This window comes from Flintibacter sp. P01028 (assembly GCF_041925235.1).
Lineage (GTDB): Bacteria > Bacillota > Clostridia > Oscillospirales > Oscillospiraceae > Lawsonibacter > Lawsonibacter aceti.
Genome location: NZ_JBHEVC010000003.1, coordinates 114,518 through 134,285, shown reverse-complemented (window position 1 = coordinate 134,285; position 19,768 = coordinate 114,518). Strand labels below are relative to the sequence as shown.

19 protein-coding genes and 1 riboswitch are annotated in these 19,768 nt (G+C 59.4%); of the genes, 4 read left to right on the top strand and 15 right to left on the bottom strand.

Annotation, left to right across the window (positions count from 1 at the left end; all coding sequences use genetic code 11):
• Positions 1 to 54: 54 nt before the first annotated feature.
• From ACEVJK_RS07450 to ACEVJK_RS07400, 11 genes are all read right to left on the bottom strand, one after another.
• Positions 55 to 630, bottom strand: a complete 576-nt coding sequence (locus tag ACEVJK_RS07450) for a DUF4352 domain-containing protein (RefSeq protein WP_147571584.1) — start codon at positions 628 to 630, stop codon at positions 55 to 57.
• Between the two features lie 265 nt (positions 631 to 895).
• A complete protein-coding gene (locus ACEVJK_RS07445; RefSeq protein WP_262669699.1) occupies positions 896 to 1,561 on the bottom strand; it encodes an HAD family phosphatase in 666 nt (221 codons plus the stop codon).
• Positions 1,558 to 2,814: a phosphoribosylamine--glycine ligase gene (gene purD / locus ACEVJK_RS07440; protein ID WP_262669698.1), complete on the bottom strand. Its 1,257-nt coding sequence runs from the start codon at positions 2,812 to 2,814 to the stop codon at positions 1,558 to 1,560. Before purD ends, ACEVJK_RS07445 begins: the two co-directional genes overlap by 4 nt.
• A 239-nt stretch (positions 2,815 to 3,053) precedes the next feature.
• Positions 3,054 to 4,226 (bottom strand): phosphoribosylaminoimidazolecarboxamide formyltransferase, encoded by a 1,173-nt coding sequence (locus tag ACEVJK_RS07435; protein WP_240288282.1) that lies wholly within the window; start codon positions 4,224 to 4,226, stop codon positions 3,054 to 3,056.
• Between the two features lie 27 nt (positions 4,227 to 4,253).
• Positions 4,254 to 4,961, bottom strand: a complete 708-nt coding sequence (locus ACEVJK_RS07430; protein ID WP_147571576.1) for an IMP cyclohydrolase — start codon at positions 4,959 to 4,961, stop codon at positions 4,254 to 4,256.
• 46 nt (positions 4,962 to 5,007) lie between these two features.
• A riboswitch (ZMP/ZTP riboswitch) is annotated at positions 5,008 to 5,089 on the bottom strand.
• Positions 5,090 to 5,123: 34 nt separating this feature from the next.
• Positions 5,124 to 5,780, bottom strand: coding sequence for a phosphoribosylglycinamide formyltransferase (gene purN / locus ACEVJK_RS07425; RefSeq protein WP_374740303.1), 657 nt, complete (start codon positions 5,778 to 5,780; stop codon positions 5,124 to 5,126).
• Positions 5,777 to 6,823 (bottom strand): phosphoribosylformylglycinamidine cyclo-ligase, encoded by a 1,047-nt coding sequence (purM, locus tag ACEVJK_RS07420; protein ID WP_147571571.1) that lies wholly within the window; start codon positions 6,821 to 6,823, stop codon positions 5,777 to 5,779. The genes purN and purM overlap by 4 nt, the downstream gene beginning before the upstream one ends.
• Positions 6,824 to 6,959: 136 nt before the next feature.
• Positions 6,960 to 8,384: an amidophosphoribosyltransferase gene (locus tag ACEVJK_RS07415; protein WP_147571569.1), complete on the bottom strand. Its 1,425-nt coding sequence runs from the start codon at positions 8,382 to 8,384 to the stop codon at positions 6,960 to 6,962.
• Between the two features lie 158 nt (positions 8,385 to 8,542).
• A complete protein-coding gene (locus ACEVJK_RS07410; RefSeq protein ID WP_374740301.1) occupies positions 8,543 to 9,685 on the bottom strand; it encodes a phosphoribosylaminoimidazolesuccinocarboxamide synthase in 1,143 nt (380 codons plus the stop codon).
• Positions 9,686 to 9,718: 33 nt separating this feature from the next.
• Entirely contained in the window at positions 9,719 to 10,213 is a 495-nt protein-coding gene (gene purE, locus ACEVJK_RS07405; RefSeq protein WP_262669697.1) for a 5-(carboxyamino)imidazole ribonucleotide mutase, read from the bottom strand.
• Positions 10,214 to 10,481: 268 nt separating this feature from the next.
• On the bottom strand, positions 10,482 to 11,573 hold the full coding sequence (locus tag ACEVJK_RS07400; protein WP_262669696.1) for a hypothetical protein: 1,092 nt from the start codon (positions 11,571 to 11,573) through the stop codon (positions 10,482 to 10,484).
• Between the two features lie 157 nt (positions 11,574 to 11,730).
• On the opposite strand from ACEVJK_RS07400, the gene ACEVJK_RS07395 reads away from it, so the two are divergent.
• Positions 11,731 to 12,291, top strand: coding sequence for a phosphatase PAP2 family protein (locus tag ACEVJK_RS07395; protein ID WP_147571563.1), 561 nt, complete (start codon positions 11,731 to 11,733; stop codon positions 12,289 to 12,291).
• 1 nt (position 12,292) lies between these two features.
• Positions 12,293 to 13,147 (top strand): aminotransferase class IV, encoded by an 855-nt coding sequence (locus tag ACEVJK_RS07390; protein WP_374740298.1) that lies wholly within the window; start codon positions 12,293 to 12,295, stop codon positions 13,145 to 13,147.
• A 65-nt stretch (positions 13,148 to 13,212) separates the two neighbouring features.
• On the opposite strand, the gene ACEVJK_RS07385 is transcribed toward ACEVJK_RS07390, so the two are convergent.
• The 4 genes from ACEVJK_RS07385 to ACEVJK_RS07370 all read right to left on the bottom strand — a co-directional run bounded on the left by ACEVJK_RS07385 (position 13,213) and on the right by ACEVJK_RS07370 (position 17,158).
• Positions 13,213 to 14,295 (bottom strand): acyltransferase, encoded by a 1,083-nt coding sequence (locus tag ACEVJK_RS07385; RefSeq protein ID WP_186851922.1) that lies wholly within the window; start codon positions 14,293 to 14,295, stop codon positions 13,213 to 13,215.
• A gap of 131 nt (positions 14,296 to 14,426) precedes the next feature.
• On the bottom strand, positions 14,427 to 15,908 hold the full coding sequence (locus ACEVJK_RS07380) for a stalk domain-containing protein (RefSeq protein WP_374740297.1): 1,482 nt from the start codon (positions 15,906 to 15,908) through the stop codon (positions 14,427 to 14,429).
• Entirely contained in the window at positions 15,889 to 16,449 is a 561-nt protein-coding gene (locus ACEVJK_RS07375) for an RNA polymerase sigma factor (RefSeq protein WP_240288267.1), read from the bottom strand. Before ACEVJK_RS07375 ends, ACEVJK_RS07380 begins: the two co-directional genes overlap by 20 nt.
• 139 nt (positions 16,450 to 16,588) lie before the next feature.
• The gene (locus ACEVJK_RS07370) at positions 16,589 to 17,158 is read right to left on the bottom strand and encodes a uracil-DNA glycosylase family protein (protein ID WP_147571706.1); all 570 of its coding nucleotides are present in this window, start codon (positions 17,156 to 17,158) and stop codon (positions 16,589 to 16,591) included.
• A 302-nt stretch (positions 17,159 to 17,460) separates the two neighbouring features.
• On the opposite strand from ACEVJK_RS07370, the gene ACEVJK_RS07365 reads away from it, so the two are divergent.
• Both ACEVJK_RS07365 and mraZ read left to right on the top strand, forming a co-directional pair.
• On the top strand, positions 17,461 to 19,002 hold the full coding sequence (locus ACEVJK_RS07365; protein WP_147571553.1) for a 4Fe-4S dicluster domain-containing protein: 1,542 nt from the start codon (positions 17,461 to 17,463) through the stop codon (positions 19,000 to 19,002).
• A 349-nt stretch (positions 19,003 to 19,351) separates the two neighbouring features.
• Positions 19,352 to 19,768 carry a division/cell wall cluster transcriptional repressor MraZ gene (mraZ, locus tag ACEVJK_RS07360; RefSeq protein ID WP_147571551.1) on the top strand — a complete coding sequence of 139 codons (417 nt, stop codon included), beginning with the start codon at positions 19,352 to 19,354 and terminating at the stop codon, positions 19,766 to 19,768.

The following is a 19,768-nucleotide window of genomic DNA, read 5'->3' as shown; positions in this document are numbered from 1 at the left end:
TGCCACAACAAAAAGAGCCTGTGTCCCACGGGACACAGGCTCTTTATATATCACTTATTGGTCTTCCGCTGTGAAGAACACGAAGAAGGTATCGCCCTCAGAGTTGTCGTCAAACTGCTCCAAATAGGAAATGGAAAAATCCCGGTTGCCGGCGGGTACCTCGTATACCAGCAGGCCGGTCACTTCCTCGTCCACCGACAGAGGGTAAGTACCGGGGAGCTGCTCGTCAGTCAGAGGAGGCAACTCCTCAAACGTCTCCGGGTCAGTAGTGATGGGATAGCAGAAGGCGTTCTCGTCATCGCTGTTCCACTGGACCTGGAAGTCAGTATCATACATTTCAATGCTGGAGGTGCTGGTATTTTTTACAGTCACCTCAGCCACCAAAAGCTCATTGCCTTCAGCGGGGAGATATCCCTCGTACTCCTTGGCCATGTGGGCGCTGTTGACCGTATAATCAAAGAAATAAGTGTGTACAGTGTCCGCGATCCGTCCCTCGCCATAGCCGTCTTCCGCGTGTACGTTGCCGCTGCTGTCAGCGGTCCCGCCAGTGGAGGGAGTGCCGCCTGTGCCACAGGCGGCCAGAGTGAGGGAGAGCGCCAGTGCCGCCGCGATAGAGATAAGTTTTTTCATGTTTTACAGTCCTTTCAATATCCTCTGATTTAAAATTAAAAAGGTGTGCTTTTATAAAGGGGATGGAAATGGAAAAATGTTGAAAAAAACTTGCCCAATCAGGTGCCTTGTGATATATTTAGGAACTGGAAAGGTGTGGAGCAAAAATTTGTAAAGGTACACCTTTTCAAAATATTTCTATCCGGAGAGAAACATACTGCTTATCTTTCCAACTATGACACATACCCCTTCTGCCCTGGAGCGACCAGGACAGAAGGGTGTTTTTTTACAGTTCTCGCTGTAAATAGTGTAGTAGGCTGGACAGATCATCAAATTTTTTCCAGATCAGCGAATCCAACTCAGGGGAAGAGGGGATCAGGTCTGGTATCATCACAGCGGTCATCCCCGCACTGAGGGCGGAGCGGATACCGTTGGGGGAGTCCTCAACAGCAACCGCCTTGGCCGGAGAGACGCCCAGCCTCTGGCAGGCCGCCCGATAGATCTCCGGGTCCGGCTTGCTCTTGGATACCTGGTCCCCGGTCACAACGGCCTGGAAGTATCGGCCCAGACCGGAGTGCTCCAACCGGTATATGGTCCGGTCGTAATAGGTGGAGGTTGCCAGCGCCAGGGGCATCTGCCTTGACTGAAGAAACTCCAGAACCTCACGGGCGCCCTCCTTGACCGGGACGCCCTCCCGCTCCATCCGCTCGGTGGCTAACCGGGAGCGGAGCTCCATAAAGGGCTCGTGAGGAAAGTCGGGCCCCAAGAGCCGGGGCAGAAGGGCCAGCACATCCCCGCGGCCCCGGCCCACTACCTCTGGATAGCAGTCTGCCGCCTGAGGGCAACCCATCTGCCGGCCGGCTTCCTCCCAGGCCCAGTAACCCAGACGCTCGGTGTCAAAGAGGGTGCCGTCGGCGTCAAATACTACGCCCTCCAATTCTTTCTTGTTCATACCTTCCCGATATCGGTGCGGAAGTGCATATCCTGGAAGGAGACGGGCTTGACCGCCTCATAGGCCCTAGAGATGGCCTCCTCCAGATTGGACCCGGTGGTGGTGACCCCCAGTACACGGCCGCCCGCGGTGAGGATCGAGCCGTCCTTGCCAATCTTTGTGCCGGCGTGGAATACGGTGGCCAGCCTGCCCGCCTCATCCAGCCCGGAGATAGGGTAACCGCTCTGGTATTTCACCGGGTAGCCTCCGGAGGCCAGCACCAGACAGCAGGCGGCGCCCTTCTTCCATTTGATTTCGCACCGGTCCAGGGTGCCGTCCACACAGGCCTCGAAGATGTCCAGCAGGTCGCTGTCCAGCATGGACAGGATGGGCTGGGTCTCCGGGTCTCCAAACCGGGCATTGTACTCTACCACTCTGGGGCCGTCCTTGGTGAGCATTAGGCCGAAGTAGATGACCCCCTTAAAGGGACGCCCTTCCGCCTTCATAGCAGCCACAGTGGGCAGAAAAATCTTGTCCATGCACTCCTTCGCAATCTCCGGGGTGTACTTGGGAGAGGGACAGAAGGCACCCATGCCCCCGGTGTTGGGTCCCTGGTTTCCGTCATAGGCCCGTTTGTGGTCCTGGCTGGACAGCATGGGGACCAGGTGCTCCCCGTCACAGAAGGCCAGCACAGTCACCTCAGGGCCTACCATACACTCCTCGATGACCACAGTGGAGCCGGAGTCACCGAACTTTCTGCCCTCCATCATGTCTCGGACGGCGGCCTCGGCCTCCTCCACAGTGGCGGCCACCACTACCCCCTTGCCCAGAGCCAGGCCGTCGGCCTTGACTACGATGGGAGCCCCCTGCGCCCGAATATAGGACAGGGCGTTGTCTAAGTCGGTAAAGGTCTCATATTTGGCGGTGGGGATGTGGTACTTCTTCATCAGCCCTTTGGAAAAGGCCTTGCTGGCCTCGATGATGGCGGCGTTGGCACGGGGGCCAAAGGCGCGGATGCCCGCCGCCTCCAGGGCGTCTACCATACCCAGGGCCAGGGGGTCATCCGGGGCCACCATGACAAAGTCCATGGCGTTCTCCCTGGCCCATTGGACCATGCCCTCCACATCGGTGGCTTTGATGGGGACACACTTGGCCACCTGGGCGATGCCACCGTTGCCGGGGGCGCAGTATAACTCCGTGACCCTAGGGCTCTGGGCCAGCTTCCAGCAGATGGCGTGCTCACGCCCGCCTCCGCCGACGACTAAAACTTTCATAATATGCTCCTTTCATACGGGCGGCCATAGACCATCCAGTTTAGCGGAGTTTCTACCAAAGGCAGAAAGGATATTAATGCTGTCCGAAAGCGAATTTATTTTGCCGCAGGACACTATGCCCCCTGGCCGTGCGGCGGTTAAAAGCATCTTTTTCATTGAAAAGGCAAGGGGGGTATCGGCGGCGGCTCCCTTAAGAACCGACGCCGTATCCAGAGGGGCAAAGCCCCCACTGAAAGTGCTTAATGGTGGAACAGTCTGATTCCGGTAAATGCCATGACCATGCCGTACTTGTCCGCCGTGGCGATGACCTGATCGTCCCGGATGGAACCGCCGGGCTGGGCAATATACTGAACACCGGACTTCCTGGCCCGCTCCACGTTGTCCCCGAAGGGGAAGAAGGCGTCGGAGCCCACGGTGACGCCGGACATCTGGGCGATCCAATCTTTCTTTTCCTGCTCTGTCAACACATCGGGCTTCACTTTGAAGGTGTTCTGCCACACGCCTTCGGCCAGCACGTCGTCGTGCTCGTCGGAGATATAGATGTCGATGGCGTTATCCCGGTCAGGGCGGCGGATGTGGTCTACGAACTGCAGCCCCAAAACCTTGGGGTGCTGACGCAGCCACCAGATATCCGCCTTGTTGCCCGCCAGACGGGTGCAGTGGATGCGGCTCTGCTGGCCGGCACCTACACCGATGGTCATGCCATCCTTGACATAGCACACGGAGTTGGACTGGGTGTACTTCAAAGTGATGAGGGACAGGAGCATATCGTTTTTGGCCTGCTGGGACAGCTCCTTGTTTGCGGTGACCAGGTTAGAGAGCATCTCCTCGCTGATATCCAGGTCGTTATAGCCCTGCTCAAAGGTGATACCGAAAATGTTGCGGCGCTCAATAGGGGCGGGCTGGTACTCCGGGTCGATCTGAACCACATTATAGCTGCCCTTGCGTTTCATTTTCAGGATCTCCAGGGCTTCATCAGTATAGCCGGGGGCGATGACGCCGTCGGACACCTCGGCGGCCAGGAAGCGGGCGGTGTCTCCGTCACACACATCAGACAGGGCGGCCCAGTCCCCGAAGGAGCACAGCCGGTCGGCACCTCGGGCCCGGATATAGGCGCAGGCGATAGGGGACAGGTCCCCTTCTGGAGCGAAATAGATGTGCCGCTCGGTATCGGACAGGGGCAGGCCCAGGGCGGCTCCGGCGGGAGAGACGTGCTTGAAGGAGGCGGCGGCGGGCAGGCCGGTGGCTTTCTTCAGAGCCTTCACCAACTGCCAGGAGTTGAGAGCATCCATAAAGTTGATATAGCCCGGCTTGCCATTGAGCACCTTGAGGGGCAGATCGCCCTGCTCCATAAAGATGCGGGCGGGCTTCTGGTTGGGGTTGCAGCCGTATTTCAGTTCCAGTTCATTCATGTGAGCGTACTTCCTTTCTGGCGGTGTTCAGCCATGCTTGTTGATGATGACGGTCTCCCTGGCGCCGCTGGCCAGGTCGATGTACTGGACGAACAGGGATACTTTATTGTCGTGGTTCAGGTTGGCCCAGAGCTCTTCCGCCCAGGTCTGAGCGTCCGGGGCCTCGATGGCCACCTTCCGGGGCTCGCCCTCGAAGGAGGGCAGAGGGTCCAGGTTCTCCTGATAGGTGTGGATGAAGTGGCCAGTGCCGGCCACAGGGGCGTCGTACTCATAGAAGTAGCGGTGGTTGCAGCTGGGATCACCGTCAGCCGACTTCAGGATGGATAGCTGATAACTGCCGTCGGCCTCCACCACACCAGAGATGCGGGGGGTGTAGTTGGGGGGATCGGGCTCAAAGCAGCGGGTGCGAAGGGCCTCGATATAGCTCTTGCCATCCAGAAGGAACCGCTGGATGGTGTCGGTCTGGTCCCCGTTAGTGACTACGGTGGCCCCGTTTACCACCCTCACAGGATGGTAGATAATGAGAGAGGGGTCCACCATCTTGCTCTCGTCAAATGCCTTGGTGCGGATGCCGTCCTCGGTTTCCTCAAAAACCCGGTTGCGGCTGTTCTCACTGCGGCCCATAATGAAATAGGCGATGGCGGCCTTGCTGTTGTCGGCGGTGCGGCCCAGGACGATGCCGCGGCCAGGATAGGGATGGTTGGAAAGGATCTCCTTCAGATCATGTGTCTTCACAGTATTCCTCCTTTGTTGTAAAAAAAGGGCGCACCAGTTCTGTGAATTGGTGCGCCCAGACGGTCGGCCTTGTATTACGCGATACTCCCCGTGGTCATTTCCACTTACCGTCAGTCATATCGCACAGTTACATTGTAGCAAAAAAGGGTAAGAAAAGCAAATTCATTCTGCGTTCCGCGTTCCGCGTTCTGGATGCTCCAAAACACGGACGGTCCGCCCCTCCACCTTTAGCCGGTCCTGACAGAACAGGGACACGGCTTGGGGGAGCAGCTGCCACTCGCACTGCTCCATGATGCGCCGCTGGAGTACCTCCGGCGTGTCGTCGGGGAGGACCTCCACCGCCTTTTGAGAGACGATGGGGCCGCCATCGCACTCCTCGCTGACGAAGTGGACAGTGGCGCCGGACAGCTTGACCCCATACTCCAGGGCCTTCTCATGGACATGGAGGCCGTAGCACCCTGGGCCGGCGAAGGAAGGGATGAGGGCGGGATGGACATTGAGGATGGCGTTGGGGAAGGCGCGGACCATCTCGCCAGTCAGAATGACCATAAAGCCGGCCAATACCACCAGGTCGATATCCAATCCCTTCAGCTTGTCTACCAGGGCCGCAGTCATGGCCTGGCTGGAGGGGTAGTCCTTTCGGGCCGCCACATAGCCGGGGATGCCGGCGGCCTTGGCCCGCTCCAGGGCATAGGCGCTGGGGGTGGAGGAAATGACAGCGGTGATTCGACCGTTGATCAGCTCACCCCGCCCCTGGGCGTCGATGAGAGCCTGGAGATTGGTGCCGCCCCCGGATACCAAAACCGCGATATTTTTCATTTGACTAACTCCACACCGTCGCTGCCAGAGACCACAGAGCCGACCTGATAGGCATTCTCGCCCGCATCCGTCAGAGTGGAGAGAGCCCGCTCCGCCTGAACAGCGGGGATGGCCAGGATCATGCCCAGGCCCATGTTGAAGGTGTTGTACATATCCCGCTCCGGGATGTTTCCCTTCCGCTGGATCAGATCAAAGATGGGCAGCTTGGGGAAGGTCTTGAGATCAATGCGGGCGGTGAGGCCGTCCGTCATCATTCGGGGCACGTTCTCGTAGAACCCGCCGCCGGTAATATGACTGATGGCGTGAATATCTACTCCGGCCTTCAGCAGAGCCTTGACCGCCTTGACATAGATGCGGGTGGGGGCCAACAAAGTCTCGCCCAGGCTCCGGCCGCCCAGCTCCTCCATGGGGGAGGTCAGGTCAGTGTGCTCCACATCCAGCACCTTGCGGACCAGAGAGAACCCGTTGGAGTGGACGCCGGTGGAGCCAAGTCCGATGAGCACGTCGCCGGTGGATAGGCGCTTGCCGTCAATGATATTTTCCTCGTCCACGATGCCCACAGAGAAGCCGGCCAGGTCATAGTCCTCGTCGGGCATGACGCCGGGGTGTTCAGCGGTCTCGCCGCCCACCAGGGCGCACTCAGACTGGCGGCAGCCCTCGGCGATGCCGGCGACGATTTCGGCAATACGGGCGGGGTCATTCCGGCCACAGGCGATGTAGTCCAGAAAAAACAGGGGAGAGGCGCCGCCGCAGATGATGTCGTTGACGCACATAGCCACGCAGTCGATGCCGATGGTGTCGTGCTTGTTCAGCAGCATGGCCAGCCGCAGTTTGGTGCCCACGCCGTCGGTGCCAGACACCAGCACTGGTTTTTTCATGCCGGCCATGTCGGGGGCAAACATACCGCCGAAGCCGCCCAGAGTACCCATGACACCGGGAATATAAGTGGATTCCACCATAGGCTTGATGCGCTGAACAGCCTCATAGCCAGCGGTGACGTCTACGCCGGCGGCGGCATAGGAAGCGGAGTGGGAGTTTTTCATCTTCAGACCTCCAGATCAAATTAGAACTTAAAAGTCAGGAATTGTGGAGTGCGCCCCAGACGGAACAGTGGAGTTCAGCCCGGCAGGACCGGAGCCATTCTGACTTCACATTCCGGTTGGGATGGCGTGCTGACGCCTATTCTTTGCCGCTCCAGCAGTAAGTACACACCTTGTCCCGGTCCAGACCGATGGCCTCCAGCAGGCCATCCAGAGACTGGTAGCCGAGAGAGTCAAAACCGAGCTTCTCACAGATGGCCTTGAGCATGCACTGGCCTCGTTCAGTGCGGGCGTCAGAGTACTCCTCCAGGTGGAGCTGGCCCTCGTCCCCCTCCAGCTCCTGGACCGTACGGCGGGCCAACAGGTCCATGTCCGAGTTGCCACGGGAGAAGTTGAGGTATTTGCAGCTGTACATAATGGGGGGGCAGGCGGAGCGCATATGGACCTCCTCCGCCCCGGACTCATAGAGAAATTCCACCGTTTCCCGGAGCTGGGTTCCCCGGACGATGGAGTCGTCCACGAAGAGCAGTTTCTTGCCCTCAATGAGCTCGGGTACCGGAATCTGCTTCATCTTGGCCACCTGATTCCGAACGTCCTGGTTGGTGGGCATAAAGGAACGGGGCCAGGTGGGGGTATACTTGACAAAGGGGCGGGCAAATGGCTTGCCGCTGCGGTTGGCATAGCCGATGGCGTGGGGCACGCCGGAGTCGGGCACACCGGCCACATAGTCCACCTTGGGGAGAAGACCGTGGAGAACCTCATCCCGGGCCATAATCTCGCCATTCTGATAGCGCATGACCTCCACATTTTTCCCCTCATAGTTGGAGTTGGGGTAGCCGTAGTAGGTCCACAAAAAGGCGCAGATCTTCATCTCCTCGCCGGCGGGGGACAGGGTTTCATACCCGTCAGCCGTAATACGCACGATCTCTCTCGGCCCCAGCTCATAGGCGTCGGCATAACCCAGCTTATGGTAGGCGAAGGACTCGAAGGACACACAACAGCCCTCCTGGTTCTGGCCCACCAGGACCGGCAGCCGGCCCAACTTGTCCCGGGCGGCGATGATCTCCCCCTTGTCGGTGAGGACGAGCAGGGTCATGGAGCCCTTGATTTCGTCCTGGGCGTGGAGGATACCGGACACCAGATCATCTTTCTGATTGATGAGGGCCGCGGTCAGCTCAGTAGCGTTGACCTTGCCGGAGCTCATGGCCATAAACTGATGTCCGTGGTCGGAGAAATACTGCTGGATTAGCTCCTCGGCATTGTTGATGATGCCCACGGTGGTGATGGCGTACAGGCCTAAGTGGGATCGGACCAGCAGGGGCTGAGGATCGGTATCGCTGATGCAGCCGATGCCGCTGCAACCGTGGAAGTCAGACAGATCCTTCTCGAACTTGGTGCGGAAGGGGGTGTTCTCGATGGAGTGGATCTGGCGCTGGAATCCGTCCTGGGGGTCATGGATCAACATACCGCCCCGGCGGGTACCCAGATGGGAGTGGTAGTCCACTCCGAAAAAGATATCAAGGGTCACGTCCCGCTTGGAAACGGCCCCAAAAAAACCACCCATTTATTTGCTCCTTACTTTTTGCGTTTGTGCAGGAAAAACCAGGCAGCTCCAACCAGTCCCGCAAGGATCAGCAGCATGAAAGGCAACGCGATGGGGCTGCTGCTGATAAGAATGGCGGTGGGGCCGTCCTGCCCGCCAATGATACCGACGTCCACGATTTAGGCGAAGAACAGCTTGGACAGGGTCATGGGATCGATGTACTTGCCGTCCTTGTAGACCCGCATATTGCCGGAGGCCACCTCGTCGATGAGCATAACCTTGCCGTCCGCGTCGTAGCCGAACTCGAACTTGATGTCGTACAGGACCATGCCCTTCTCCTTCAGGTCGTCGGCCACAATCTGGGTGATCTTCTGAGTCTCCTCCTTGATGGCGTCGTACTGCTCCTCGGTCATGACACCCAGAGCGACCAGACCGTCCTTGGTGACCAGGGGATCGCCCAGGGCGTCATTCTTAAAGGTAGTTTCCACATAGGCGGGCAGGTCGGCACCCTCGGCGATGTACTCCCCATAGCGGCGGAGGAAGGAGCCCACTGCCTTGTGGCGGCAGATGACCTCCAGCCCGTGGCCAAACACCTTGGCAGGCTTGACCTCCATGGTGGTGTTCTTCAGGTCGGCGGACACATAGTGGGTGGGGATGCCGGCAGCGTTGATTTTTTCAAAGAAATAAATGGACATCCGAAGGTTTACGTCGCCCACGCCATCGATGGTCAGGCCCACAGAGTTTTCGCCGGGATCGAACACGCCGTCCTTGCCGGTGCAGTCGTCCTTGAACTTCAGCAGGTAGTTGCCGTTGTCCAGAGCAAACACGTCCTTGGTCTTACCAGTGTAAACAAGCTTCTTTTCCATGATGACATTCCTCCATGTATGAAATTGAAATGGATGCTGAGTGTATTTGGGATAAAAAATGGAACAGGCGAAAAGGAAAACGGGGATATAGACAAAAAAGGAGCACAACGAAACAAAGAGGAGGGCGAATCCGCCTCCACCGCCCAGAGAGGCCTCTGTCTGAAAGACGGCCCGGTAGATCTCATTCGGGGTGGGGAACAGCATTCCCCAGAGGGGGGTGGAGAGGATCCACAGGAGCAGTACCCCGCCATACCGTCCCCTCCCAAGGGGGAGATAGAGAGCGGCCATGGCCACGGCACAGACAGCCGTAAAGAGGGCGGCGAAGAAAATATCCATGCCCGCGGGGATGGACCACAGGGCGATGCAGCAGTAAAAGACCTTCTGCAGATGGGAGATCAGGGCGGACAGGGCGCCGAGAACAGCGCCAATCAAGCAGATAGGAATCGACTTCTTCATGACGCGCCTCCACAGTGAGCGGGCTGCCTCTTACTACCCCAGCTCGGCCTGGAGCTTCTTCTCCTTTTCGGCGATCTGGGCGGCCATGCTCTCCCTCGCCTGGTCCAGCCGGGCGGCCAGCTCGTCGTCGGAGACAGACAAAATCTGGGCGGCCAGTACAGCGGCGTTCTTAGCCCCGTTGATGGCCACAGTGGCCACAGGAATGCCGCTGGGCATCTGGACGGTGGCGAGCAGGGCGTCCAGCCCGTCCATAGCGCCCCCCTTCATGGGGATGCCGATGACCGGCAGGGTGGAGTTGCCCGCAAAGGCCCCGGCCAGGTGGGCCGCCATGCCGGCGGCACAGATGAGGACACCGAAGCCGTTTTTACGGGCGCTTTTGGCAAAGTCGGCGGCAGCGGCGGGGGTGCGGTGGGCGCTGAGGATATGGGCCTCGAAGGGGATGCCAAAGCTCTGGAGCTGCTCACAGGCTCCCTTCACCACCGGCCAGTCGGAATCCGAGCCCATGATGACAGCGACTTTTTTCATCAAAACCTCTCCTTTGTCAAAAAAGATTCAGGCTATCTGCGGGTACAGATAGCCTGATAGAATGTTAGTGTTCGGCCTTGGGCAGATTGGGGCCGTAGCCAGTGACGAACCTAGGAGAAAACACCCGGATAAAGCCCATGACTAAGCCCCCTTCCATCCATTAGGGTTCCATTTTATCGAAAAAACGCGGGCTTTGCAAGAGAGGGAATGAATTTCGTAGGCTTGTACAAGGAATTGCGAAATACGGGACAAAAAAGTTGGCATCCTCTGCTCACAGCAGGCCGGCGGTGTCCAAAATACGGGATACCGCAGCGGCTCGGAGGGACCAGGCCGCCGCCGCGCCGTAGCTCTGGCGGCGCTGAGAGACGAAGCCGGGGGCCTCCTCCAAGGCGTGCTGACAGAGGGTGAGGAACTCCCGCTCGTCATGGGCTCCGTAGACCACGTCGGGGAAGATCTCTACCTGCTCGGGCCACAGCATAGACACGATGGGCTTCCCGGTAGACAGGTACTCATACAATCGACCAGAGATCACATCGCTGTCCGGCCGGTCCTCCCGCAGCAGCTCCAACAGCACATCGCAGCGGAACAGCCAGTCGGGTACCTCATTGAGAGGGCAGGGGCCGGCCAGCGCCACGTTGGGCTGCCGCCTGAGTCGAGGAAGGAGGGGATTGTCCTCCTGCCGGCCCAGCAGCAGGAAGGTCCAGCCAGGCCGCTCCCTGGCGGCGTAAAGGATGGGGGACAGATCGAGTTCCCGGTGGATGACCCCGGCCCAGCCCAGCACCGGGCCGTGGACCTGGGGCAGAGGGTCCGACTGAATAGAGCCCCCCTCGCCGGAGAACATGGGGTAGTTGACCCCGTTGGGCAGTTGAGCGATGTTAGAGCTGCAGGGGGACAGCCGGTCGGCCAGCAGGGGGGAGGCGGCGAAGACTATGTCGGCGTTGTTGGCCAGGGCGCCCTCCCACAGTGGGGGCAGCTCCTCCCAATCCCGGTCGCAGTCGTAGACAAGCCCGTCATATTCCAGGTGGTCCAGCAGGTGGACATGCTCTGGACTGGTGGTCCACAGCAGGGGTGATTGGAAACGGTGGCGGGCGGCCTTGTCGGCGATGAATCGGCCCAGCTTCCTCTGGTTGCGCAGGAACAGCCGGGAATACTGCTCCGACACCGGGAATAGGGTGGGGGGAAGGGTGTAGACCGTCACGTTGGGGCGCACCTTCTGCCCCTTCTGCCGAAAGCTCCGGTCCCGTCTGCCGGCAGGGGGAGCGAAATATAAGATCTGTGTGTCCCGCAGCCGGGAGAGGAGCTGCTGGGTCCGGCCCGGAGAGGTGCTCCAGGGCTCGTTGGATAGACATAGGATCTGCTTCAAAGAGGAGACCTCCCGGTAAAATGACATTGACTTATGAAACCTTTTTACCTATTATAGTATGGAGAGGGAGATACCGTCAAGCGGGCGGTTTTTCCTGCCCCCCCTCTGGCTGGCGGAGCCGGGGGTGGCAGGGGCTCCGTCTGGAAAGGAAACGAGAATGCTGGAAGCCTTATTGAATTTGGATGCCTCGCTGCTGCTGGCCATTCAGGACCTGCGCTTGGACTGGCTGGACCCCGTCGTGGCCTTCTACACCCAGCTTGGCAACGCCGGGCTGATGTGGATCGTACTGTCCCTTTCCATGCTGTGCTGGCGGCCTACCCGGCGGGCGGGGGCCCTGGCGCTGACAGCTATGGTGCTGGGACTGCTGGTTACCAATGTGACCATAAAGCCGCTGGTGGAGCGGACCCGCCCTTGGCTGGACCTGCCCATCCTTCCCCTGGTGGTGGAAAACGACCCCCATTCCTTCCCCTCCGGACATACCTGTGCCGCCTTTGCGGCCGGGGTGGCTTGGGCCAAGACCCTGCCCTGGCGCTGGGGACGGATCGGGGCTGTACTGCTGGCGGTCCTGATGGGGCTGTCCCGGCTGTATGTGGGAGTCCACTATCCCACGGATGTGCTGGCTGGGGCTTTGATCGGAACACTGTGCGCCTGGGTGGCACTGAAGCTGGACGGTTACAGGACGGATCGGTTGAAAGAAAATAGGAAAGGAGCCAAGTGATATGTGGAAGAACGTCGGTTATTACAACGGAGAAATTGGCCCTCTGGAGGAGATGAAGGTGCCCATGGGGGACCGGGCCCTCTACTTCGGCGACGGCATCTATGAGGCCGCCTGTGTGGCTAACCGCGTCCCCTTCGCGCTGGAGGACCATCTGGACCGGATGTATAACAGCCTCCGGCTGCTGGAGATCCCCTTCTGGATGGAGCGGGACCAGGTGCGGGCCGAGCTGCAGAAGGTCATCGAAGCGGCGGAGGAGGCCCCCTACCACTTCTTGTACTGGCAGGTGTCCCGGGGCGTAGCCCCCAGAGGGCACGCCTTCCCTCCGGCAGAGGTGGCCCCCACTTTGCTGGCCTATGTGCGGCCCCACAGGATGAAGGACCTGAATCAGCCCTATCGGCTTATCTCCCTAGAGGATAACCGGTACAAGCTGTGTCATATCAAGACACTGAATCTGATCCCAAGCGTACTGGCCAGCCAGCGGGCGGCGGAGCGGGGATGTGACGAAGCTGTGCTCCATCGAGGCAGCCGAGTCACCGAGTGCGCCCACAGCAATATCTCCATGCTGAAGGACGGAGTGCTGCGCACCGCCCCCACAGACGAGCTCATCCTCCCCGGCATCGCCCGGAAGCATCTGATTGCCCTGGCGAAAGAGAACGGCGTCCCGGTGGTGGAGGAACCCTTCTCCATGGTGGAGCTGATGAACGCGGACGAGGCCATTGTCACCAGCTCCAGCGCCCTGTGCATGGGAGTGGAGTCCATCGACGGCATCCCTGTGGGTGGCAGGGATCGGGAACGATTCCATTTACTCCAGAGCGCCTGTATGGAGGAATTCCAGCGAGAAACCAAGGCCAGGTGAGATGGACGTTAATAAAGAGCGCGGACAGAAACCCTGTCCGCGCTCTTTTTCGTTTATGAACAAAATCAGCGGGGGTGAATCGTCTGCCGCAGCCGGTTCCAGAGCCAATAGAGAAGGAAGGAGCCCAAATAGGCGGCAACTAGACGGCCAATTAGCAGCAGAGAGAGGGAGTGGACGCCCAGCTTCTGCAGGATAGCGGTGGCGTAGGTCAGCACCAGGCAGTGGACAAAGAACACAAAGAGAGAGGCCTGGTACAGCCAGTTGAGGAACCGCCGGAGCAGAGGGCCGCAGTTCTTCAAGGCGGCGCACAGCTCCATCAGCAGGTAAATGGACAGGAGGTTGGAGAGGGGCTTCATCAGCTCCAGGTTAAAAAATACCACCCCGGCGGAAAATTCCAGATAGCACAGGCCCAGATAGGTCAGCACCACCAGCCCTGAGCCCAGGATGGCCCACAGCCGGCGGGCCGGGGCCGGGCGCTCCGGCCGGAGATAGCCGGCGTACAGACCGGCCACCCAATAGAACAGATAGGTAATGAACAGCTTGCCCTGATAGGGCGCGAACCAGGGAAGGGCCCGGGCGGCCGCGCCCTGGAGCCAGAGAGCGGCCAGCATGACCACCAGGGCGCCCGCACAGCCGGCCAGCCAGCCCACACGCCGGACCAGCTGCCGCCACAGGGGGCGCAGGAGATAGAGCTGCATGACCACCAGTACATAATAGAACTGGGCCGACAGGGAGCCGAACCATAAATAATTTCCCAGCTCTGCCAGACTGCCCCGCACATAGCCGATGGGCAGAAAGCAGAGATAGTAGAACAAAGTCCAAAAGAGGTAGGGGAAATAGACCTTTTTGGCCCGGCGCAGGATATAGGGCCCGTAGGGGGACAGGGTGTCCCTCGCCAGCTCCAGCCCCATCTTCATCCCGCCGCTGAACAGAAAGCCGGGGACAGCACACCGGCTGAGAAGCCAGGGGACAAAGACCACCGCCCCCTGCCAGGAGGTGGGGTCGGCGTCGGTGATGCCTAGAGACATGACGTGGATCATGATGACCAGCAGGCAGCACAGGGCATTGAAGTCATCTAAAACAGGCAGGCGGGAGGGGGGACGCTCCAGCCCGACGGACGGATGAGCGGTGTTGTGCAAGGCGGACACTTCTCTCTCTCCGGCCGAAGCCGGGTGATGGACGGCGTTCTTCGCCAGAATTCGTTTTTAGTATAAGGAACTGGCAAAATAAAGTCAAGAGCGCCCCCGCCTGGATTCAGGCAGGGGCGCAAGCGGCAGGATCAGGGGATGATGAGCCAGGCGTCGAACTGGAAGCCCTCGGGAGAAACATCGTGGCTCCAGCATCCCAGACACCAGATGTTCCAGGCGTCCTCCAGGAGATGGTGCCCCACCAGCAGGTCGCACCCGTCCGGGACGGGGACGGCGGGGTTGGGGAGATACATCTCGTCGCCGTTTTCGTCTGTTTTGGTGGAGTAGTAGGTGGCCTCAATAGGCTGTCCGTCCACCAGGATGGTGGAACTGCCCGCTGTGGCGGTGATGGTCACCCCGCGGTACCGAGCGGTGGCGGTCTGGCTGTCCTCGTCCCAGCGGTACTCCGCACCCAGCCTCTCGCAGAGCTGGCGGAGGGACAGATGGCCCAAGCGCAGCCCCTCCAGGTCATAGACCGGGCTGGGCGGGTCCATCAGGAAGGGCCGCAGACGGGGGTCCAGTTCCGCCTCTCTGGTGGGGGAGCCGTCCACGGGGAACTCCCACTGGTCAAAGACGATGGAATCCACCTGGGTCAGGTCCACCACCTGTTCAAACTGATGGTTCACGTCTCCCAACTGTGCCAGAGTCAGGATGGAGCCGTCCTTCATCTTCAGATAGAACAGGTCGGTGGCAACGCCCAGGTCAGTGATAGAGTCGGCGTAGGAGGACCAGTCCCCGAGGCGTTCCAACTCGTAGGAGTAGGACACTGGGGTGAGGATAAGCTCCTTCAACCGGCCCCGGAGCCCCAGAAACTCATTGGAGATGACCTCCAGGTCCGGGGTGACGCGGATGGGCTCCACCACAGAATCCATAGGCAGCCGTACGGCGTAATCCCGGCCCATAAAGGCCAGCCATACATTCAGAGGCTCCTCCAAAGGGCCGACATACTCGCCGAACTGAATGTCGATCTGCCAGGAACGGCTGGTGCCGCTGGGATTGGGGAGGTCATGGATTCCCATACTGCCCGAATGGGTGCGAAGATCGTAGGAGATCCCATCGGGGCCGGTGCTGCCGCTCTCCAGCAGCCTGCTTACCATATCCTCCCCCCAGAAGTCCCGGTGGGCCTCGGCAAAGGCCCGGTTGCTCATCAGGTCGTCGATAGCCTGCTGATTCAGCCCTTCCACAGTGAGAACAACAAAGACGTTTTGACCGTCATAGAGCATACTGTCCGCCGTCAGGCGGTAGTCCTCGTTTTCCACGCTTTTGATGGTGTCCTGTACATAGGGCTCCACCACGCTGGCGTCCCCCCGTGTGAAAAACAGGTCCAGTACCCCCATCTGGTAGGCCGCCGCCAGGGCGGCCCCCGTGGTCAGTGCCAGGGTGGCGGCCAGCAGGACCGCCCATTTCATTTTTTTCTTCATACTGTTCTGCCTTGGACCTTCCGGCGGAGCGGAAGCCGCCTCTTCCTGCTCCAGTGCGGCCTCGACACGGGAGAGGATAGCTTCCGGGTCCAGCTCGGGGTACTCCTCGGGCAGACCTAAGTCGTTCCACAGCTCATGAATGTGACTGGACACAGGGCGTCCCTCCTTTCCCACACAGGGCCTCCCGCAGCTTATGCCGTCCCCGTGCCAGCCGGGTCCGGGCAGTGGCCTGGTTCAGCCCCATCTCTTTGGCCACCTGGTGCAGCGGCTCCTCCTCAAAGTAATAGCGCCGGAACAGAGTCCGGTCCGGCTCCTCCATGCTGTCCACCAGCCGCCGGAGCTGACTGTGGAGCTGGTGCCGCTCCGCCAGCTCTTCGGGGCCCGGCCGGCTGTCGGGAAGATGGTCTGGAATGGCGTCCGTTTCCCGCCGCCTTCTGACCCGGTCGATGGCCAGATTCCGGGCGGTCACCGCCAGCCATGGCCGGAGGGAGCGGACCGGGTCCAGCGATTCCCGGCTGCGCCACAGGGCGAGAAAGGTGTCGGAGACCACTTCCTCCAAATCCTCCCTCAGCGGCTCAGGGGCCAGGGCCCTGGCGGCTACTGCGGCCACATAATGGGTATACCGCCGGATGGTATCCTCCAGCGCGGCGCGGTCGCCCTGGGCCAGCGCCAGGACCAGACCTGTTTCGTCCAAGGAGCTTCCTCCTCTCTGTTTCAGTAGGGTGTAGACCATTCGTACGTTTGGTTCTGCTTATAGGTACGGCTGGGGGTGGGGCGGCGTTTCACAGTATCGAAAAAAATCTGCCGGCAGAGCAGCTGCCGGCAGAACAACGTCAATAGGTCCGTTCACAGATCGCCTGGATCTTGGCCTGGAGGCCCTTTAAATCCTCAAATGTTTCCGGCCGCCGCCGGGGGTCCCGGAGGATGGCCGCCGGGTGGAACAGGGCGGTCATATGGATACCGGCCTTTTCGAACCACTGGCCGTGCTCCTTTGAAATCTTAAAGTCCTCCTTGATCAGACGGATGGCGGCGACGCGCCCCAGACACACAATGATTTTGGGGCGAATCAGGGCGACCTGGTTGCGGAGATAGCCGATGCAGGCGTCCTGCTCCGAGTTGAGAGGGTCACGGTTCTGGGGCGGGCGGCATTTGACGATATTGGCGATGTATACGTTCCTCTTCCGGTCCAGGTCGATGAGCTCCAGCATATCGTCCAGCAGCTTCCCGCCCCGGCCTACGAAGGGCTCGCCCTGCAAGTCCTCGTTCTCTCCAGGGCCCTCCCCGATAAACATGACTTCCGCGTTTGGCACACCTGCCCCAAAGACCACGTTGTGCCTAGTGTCCGCCAGGGCGCATTTCTGACAGGACATACAGGCCTGTTCCAGAGGTCCCCAATCCAGCATCGCCACCGCTGATCACTCCTTTCTATATCTCAAAGCTCCTTGCTTTCAGTATAACACGATTTACCTGCCGCGCAAAGAAAAAGATTACTCCAGACCCTATAAAAACAGGATAGTTCCTGAATCAAACTCTGCAAATAAAGAGAACACATCCTAGAAAATCCCAGTCTTCACACAAAAATACAATTTTTCCTGCAAAAAACGGGAATACTTGTCAGATGAGGCATTGTCAAGCAACAGGATATTGTGGTATGATACCGATTGAAAAAGAATCTTATCTGTATCTTTCTAAGGAGGAAACTGGGATGCGAGGAGTGCATACCGTAGTCAACGACATTCGCCGCAAGGTTTTTACCGAGGTGGCGAGGATGTCCTTTGAGGGCGGCGACTATGGGGAGACGCTTAGACGCCTGCCCCATAAGATCATCCCTGGCGAGGTGGCCCGTTACCGCCAGAATATTTTGGTGGAGCGCGCCATCGTCAGCGAGCGGCTGCGCTTGGCCATCGGCCTGCCTCTGCGGGATCTGAATGAATACGCCCCTACCATCGACCATCTGGAGGACAGCGTGGTGGCGGAGAAGTACTATGAGCCCCCGCTGATCAACATTATTCCCTTTGCCTGCAACGCCTGCCCCCCAAAGCAGGTCCGGGTGAGCAATATGTGCCAGGGCTGTCTGGCCCATCCCTGTCGGGAAGTCTGTCCTAAGGATGCCATCAAGGTGGTCCAGGGTAAGAGCGTCATCGACCAGGAGAAGTGCATCAAGTGCGGCAAGTGCGTGGACCAGTGCCCCTATAACGCCATTATCAAGTTTGAGCGGCCTTGCGCCGAGGCCTGCGGCATGGATGCCATTAGCTCTGACGAGCTGGGCCGGGCCAAGATCGACTATGACAAGTGCGTATCCTGCGGAATGTGTCTGGTCAACTGCCCCTTCGGCGCCATCGCGGACAAGAGCCAGATCTTCCAGATGATTCAGGCCATCAAGCGGGGGGATCGAGTCGTCGCCGCTGTGGCCCCCGCCTTCGTCACCCAGTTCGGTGAGAATGTGTCCGCCGCCCAGATGCGGGAGGCTATGCTCCAGGTGGGCTTTGCCGATGTGCGGGAGGTGGCGGTGGGCGCCGACCTGTGCACCATCGAGGAGGCCAAGGACTTTTTGGAGAAGGTGCCGGACGAGCTCCCCTTCCTGGCTACCTCCTGCTGTCCCTCCTGGTCTGTGATGGCTAAAAAGCTGTACCCCCAGTTCAAGGACAACATCTCCATGGCCCTGACGCCCATGGTGCTTACGGCCCGGCTCATCAAAAAGGAGGACCCCGAGGCCCGTGTGGTATTCATTGGCCCCTGCGCCGCTAAGAAGCTGGAGGCCTCCCGGCGTACCATCCGAAGCTATGTGGACTTCGTCCTCACCTTTGAGGAGATGCAGGGCGTGTTCGACGCTAAGGGCGTGGACCCCAGCAAGATGCCCGGCGATCCCGAGAACGACTTTATGCGAGCCACTGGCGCTGGCCGTGGCTTCGCGGTGACGGGGGGAGTGGCCGCCGCGGTCAAGGCTGCCATCAAGGAGCTGGACCCCGAAAGAGAGGTTCTGGTGGAGCACGCCGATGGTCTGCGGGAGTGCCGGAAGATGTTGGCAATGGCTAAGGCCGGCAAGTATAATGGCTATCTATTGGAAGGGATGGGCTGTCCCGGCGGCTGTGTGGCCGGCGCGGGAACCATCACTCCGGTGAAGAAGAGCACCACCGCTGTGGCCGCCTATATGCAGACATCCTGTAGCCAGAGCGCGCTAGAGTCCCCCGTAGCCCAGCGATTGGAGGAGCTGGAGAGGCTGGAGGATGAGGCTGAAGTCAACTGAACCCCTGTTTGTCGGAGATGACAATGGATCCGTCCGCGCCCGTTCCGGGTGCGGACGGACTTTTTTTGTCAGAAAAGAAAAACGAGCACAATATATTGCGATGGAAAGAAGAGAGTGGCACAAGATATCAATGGGACTGGACTGGTTGGAAGTTATTGTAAACTAAATGGAACAGATGTTTTTGTAAAGAAACCGCCGATTTCGAAGGAAAGCGGCGGTTTTTTCTATAAAAAACCATGAAAAAAAGACTTGCATTTTATGTCAACACCTTTTATACTAAAAGGCAAGGTGGAGTAAAGTGGAGTAAAATCCCTATATAAACCACTAAAGTGGGGGAGAGGTGAGGAACATGACCGGCACATACGAGCACAGCATCGATGCTAAGGGCCGGCTGTTCATCCCCGCCAAGCTCCGGGAGGAGCTGGGGGTCACCTTCTACCTGGCTATGGGCGTGGACGCCTGCCTGGCCATCTATCCCCAAGCCACCTGGGATCGCTTTACTGAAAAATTCGCTTCCCTGCCAATGAGCCAGTCCAAGGCCATGCGGCCGCTGTTCGCCAACGCCGCCAAGTGCGAGCTGGACAGCCAGGGGCGCATCGTCATCCCCCAGAAGCTGCGCAAATATGCCGGCCTGGAGAAGGATGTAGTCATCATCGGAGTCAATGACCGGGCGGAAATCTGGTCCGCCGATGCCTGGAATGCCCAGGAGGAGGAAGAAATGACGCCGGAGAAGATGGCTGCCTGTATGGCGGAGCTGGGATTCTGA

Coding starts and splice junctions, on each gene's coding strand:
- ACEVJK_RS07450 (WP_147571584.1), bottom strand. CDS start 630: ATGAAAAAACTTATCTCTATCGCGGCGGCACTGGCGCTCTCCCTCACT.
- ACEVJK_RS07445 (WP_262669699.1), bottom strand. CDS start 1,561: ATGAACAAGAAAGAATTGGAGGGCGTAGTATTTGACGCCGACGGCACC.
- purN (WP_374740303.1), bottom strand. CDS start 5,780: ATGAAAAATATCGCGGTTTTGGTATCCGGGGGCGGCACCAATCTCCAG.
- purM (WP_147571571.1), bottom strand. CDS start 6,823: ATGAAAAACTCCCACTCCGCTTCCTATGCCGCCGCCGGCGTAGACGTC.
- ACEVJK_RS07365 (WP_147571553.1), top strand. CDS start 17,461: ATGCGAGGAGTGCATACCGTAGTCAACGACATTCGCCGCAAGGTTTTT.
- ACEVJK_RS07435 (WP_240288282.1), bottom strand. CDS start 4,226: ATGAATGAACTGGAACTGAAATACGGCTGCAACCCCAACCAGAAGCCC.
- ACEVJK_RS07410 (WP_374740301.1), bottom strand. CDS start 9,685: ATGAAGAAGTCGATTCCTATCTGCTTGATTGGCGCTGTTCTCGGCGCC.
- purD (WP_262669698.1), bottom strand. CDS start 2,814: ATGAAAGTTTTAGTCGTCGGCGGAGGCGGGCGTGAGCACGCCATCTGC.
- mraZ (WP_147571551.1), top strand. CDS start 19,352: ATGACCGGCACATACGAGCACAGCATCGATGCTAAGGGCCGGCTGTTC.
- ACEVJK_RS07390 (WP_374740298.1), top strand. CDS start 12,293: ATGTGGAAGAACGTCGGTTATTACAACGGAGAAATTGGCCCTCTGGAG.
- ACEVJK_RS07415 (WP_147571569.1), bottom strand. CDS start 8,384: ATGGGTGGTTTTTTTGGGGCCGTTTCCAAGCGGGACGTGACCCTTGAT.
- ACEVJK_RS07395 (WP_147571563.1), top strand. CDS start 11,731: ATGCTGGAAGCCTTATTGAATTTGGATGCCTCGCTGCTGCTGGCCATT.
- ACEVJK_RS07370 (WP_147571706.1), bottom strand. CDS start 17,158: ATGCTGGATTGGGGACCTCTGGAACAGGCCTGTATGTCCTGTCAGAAA.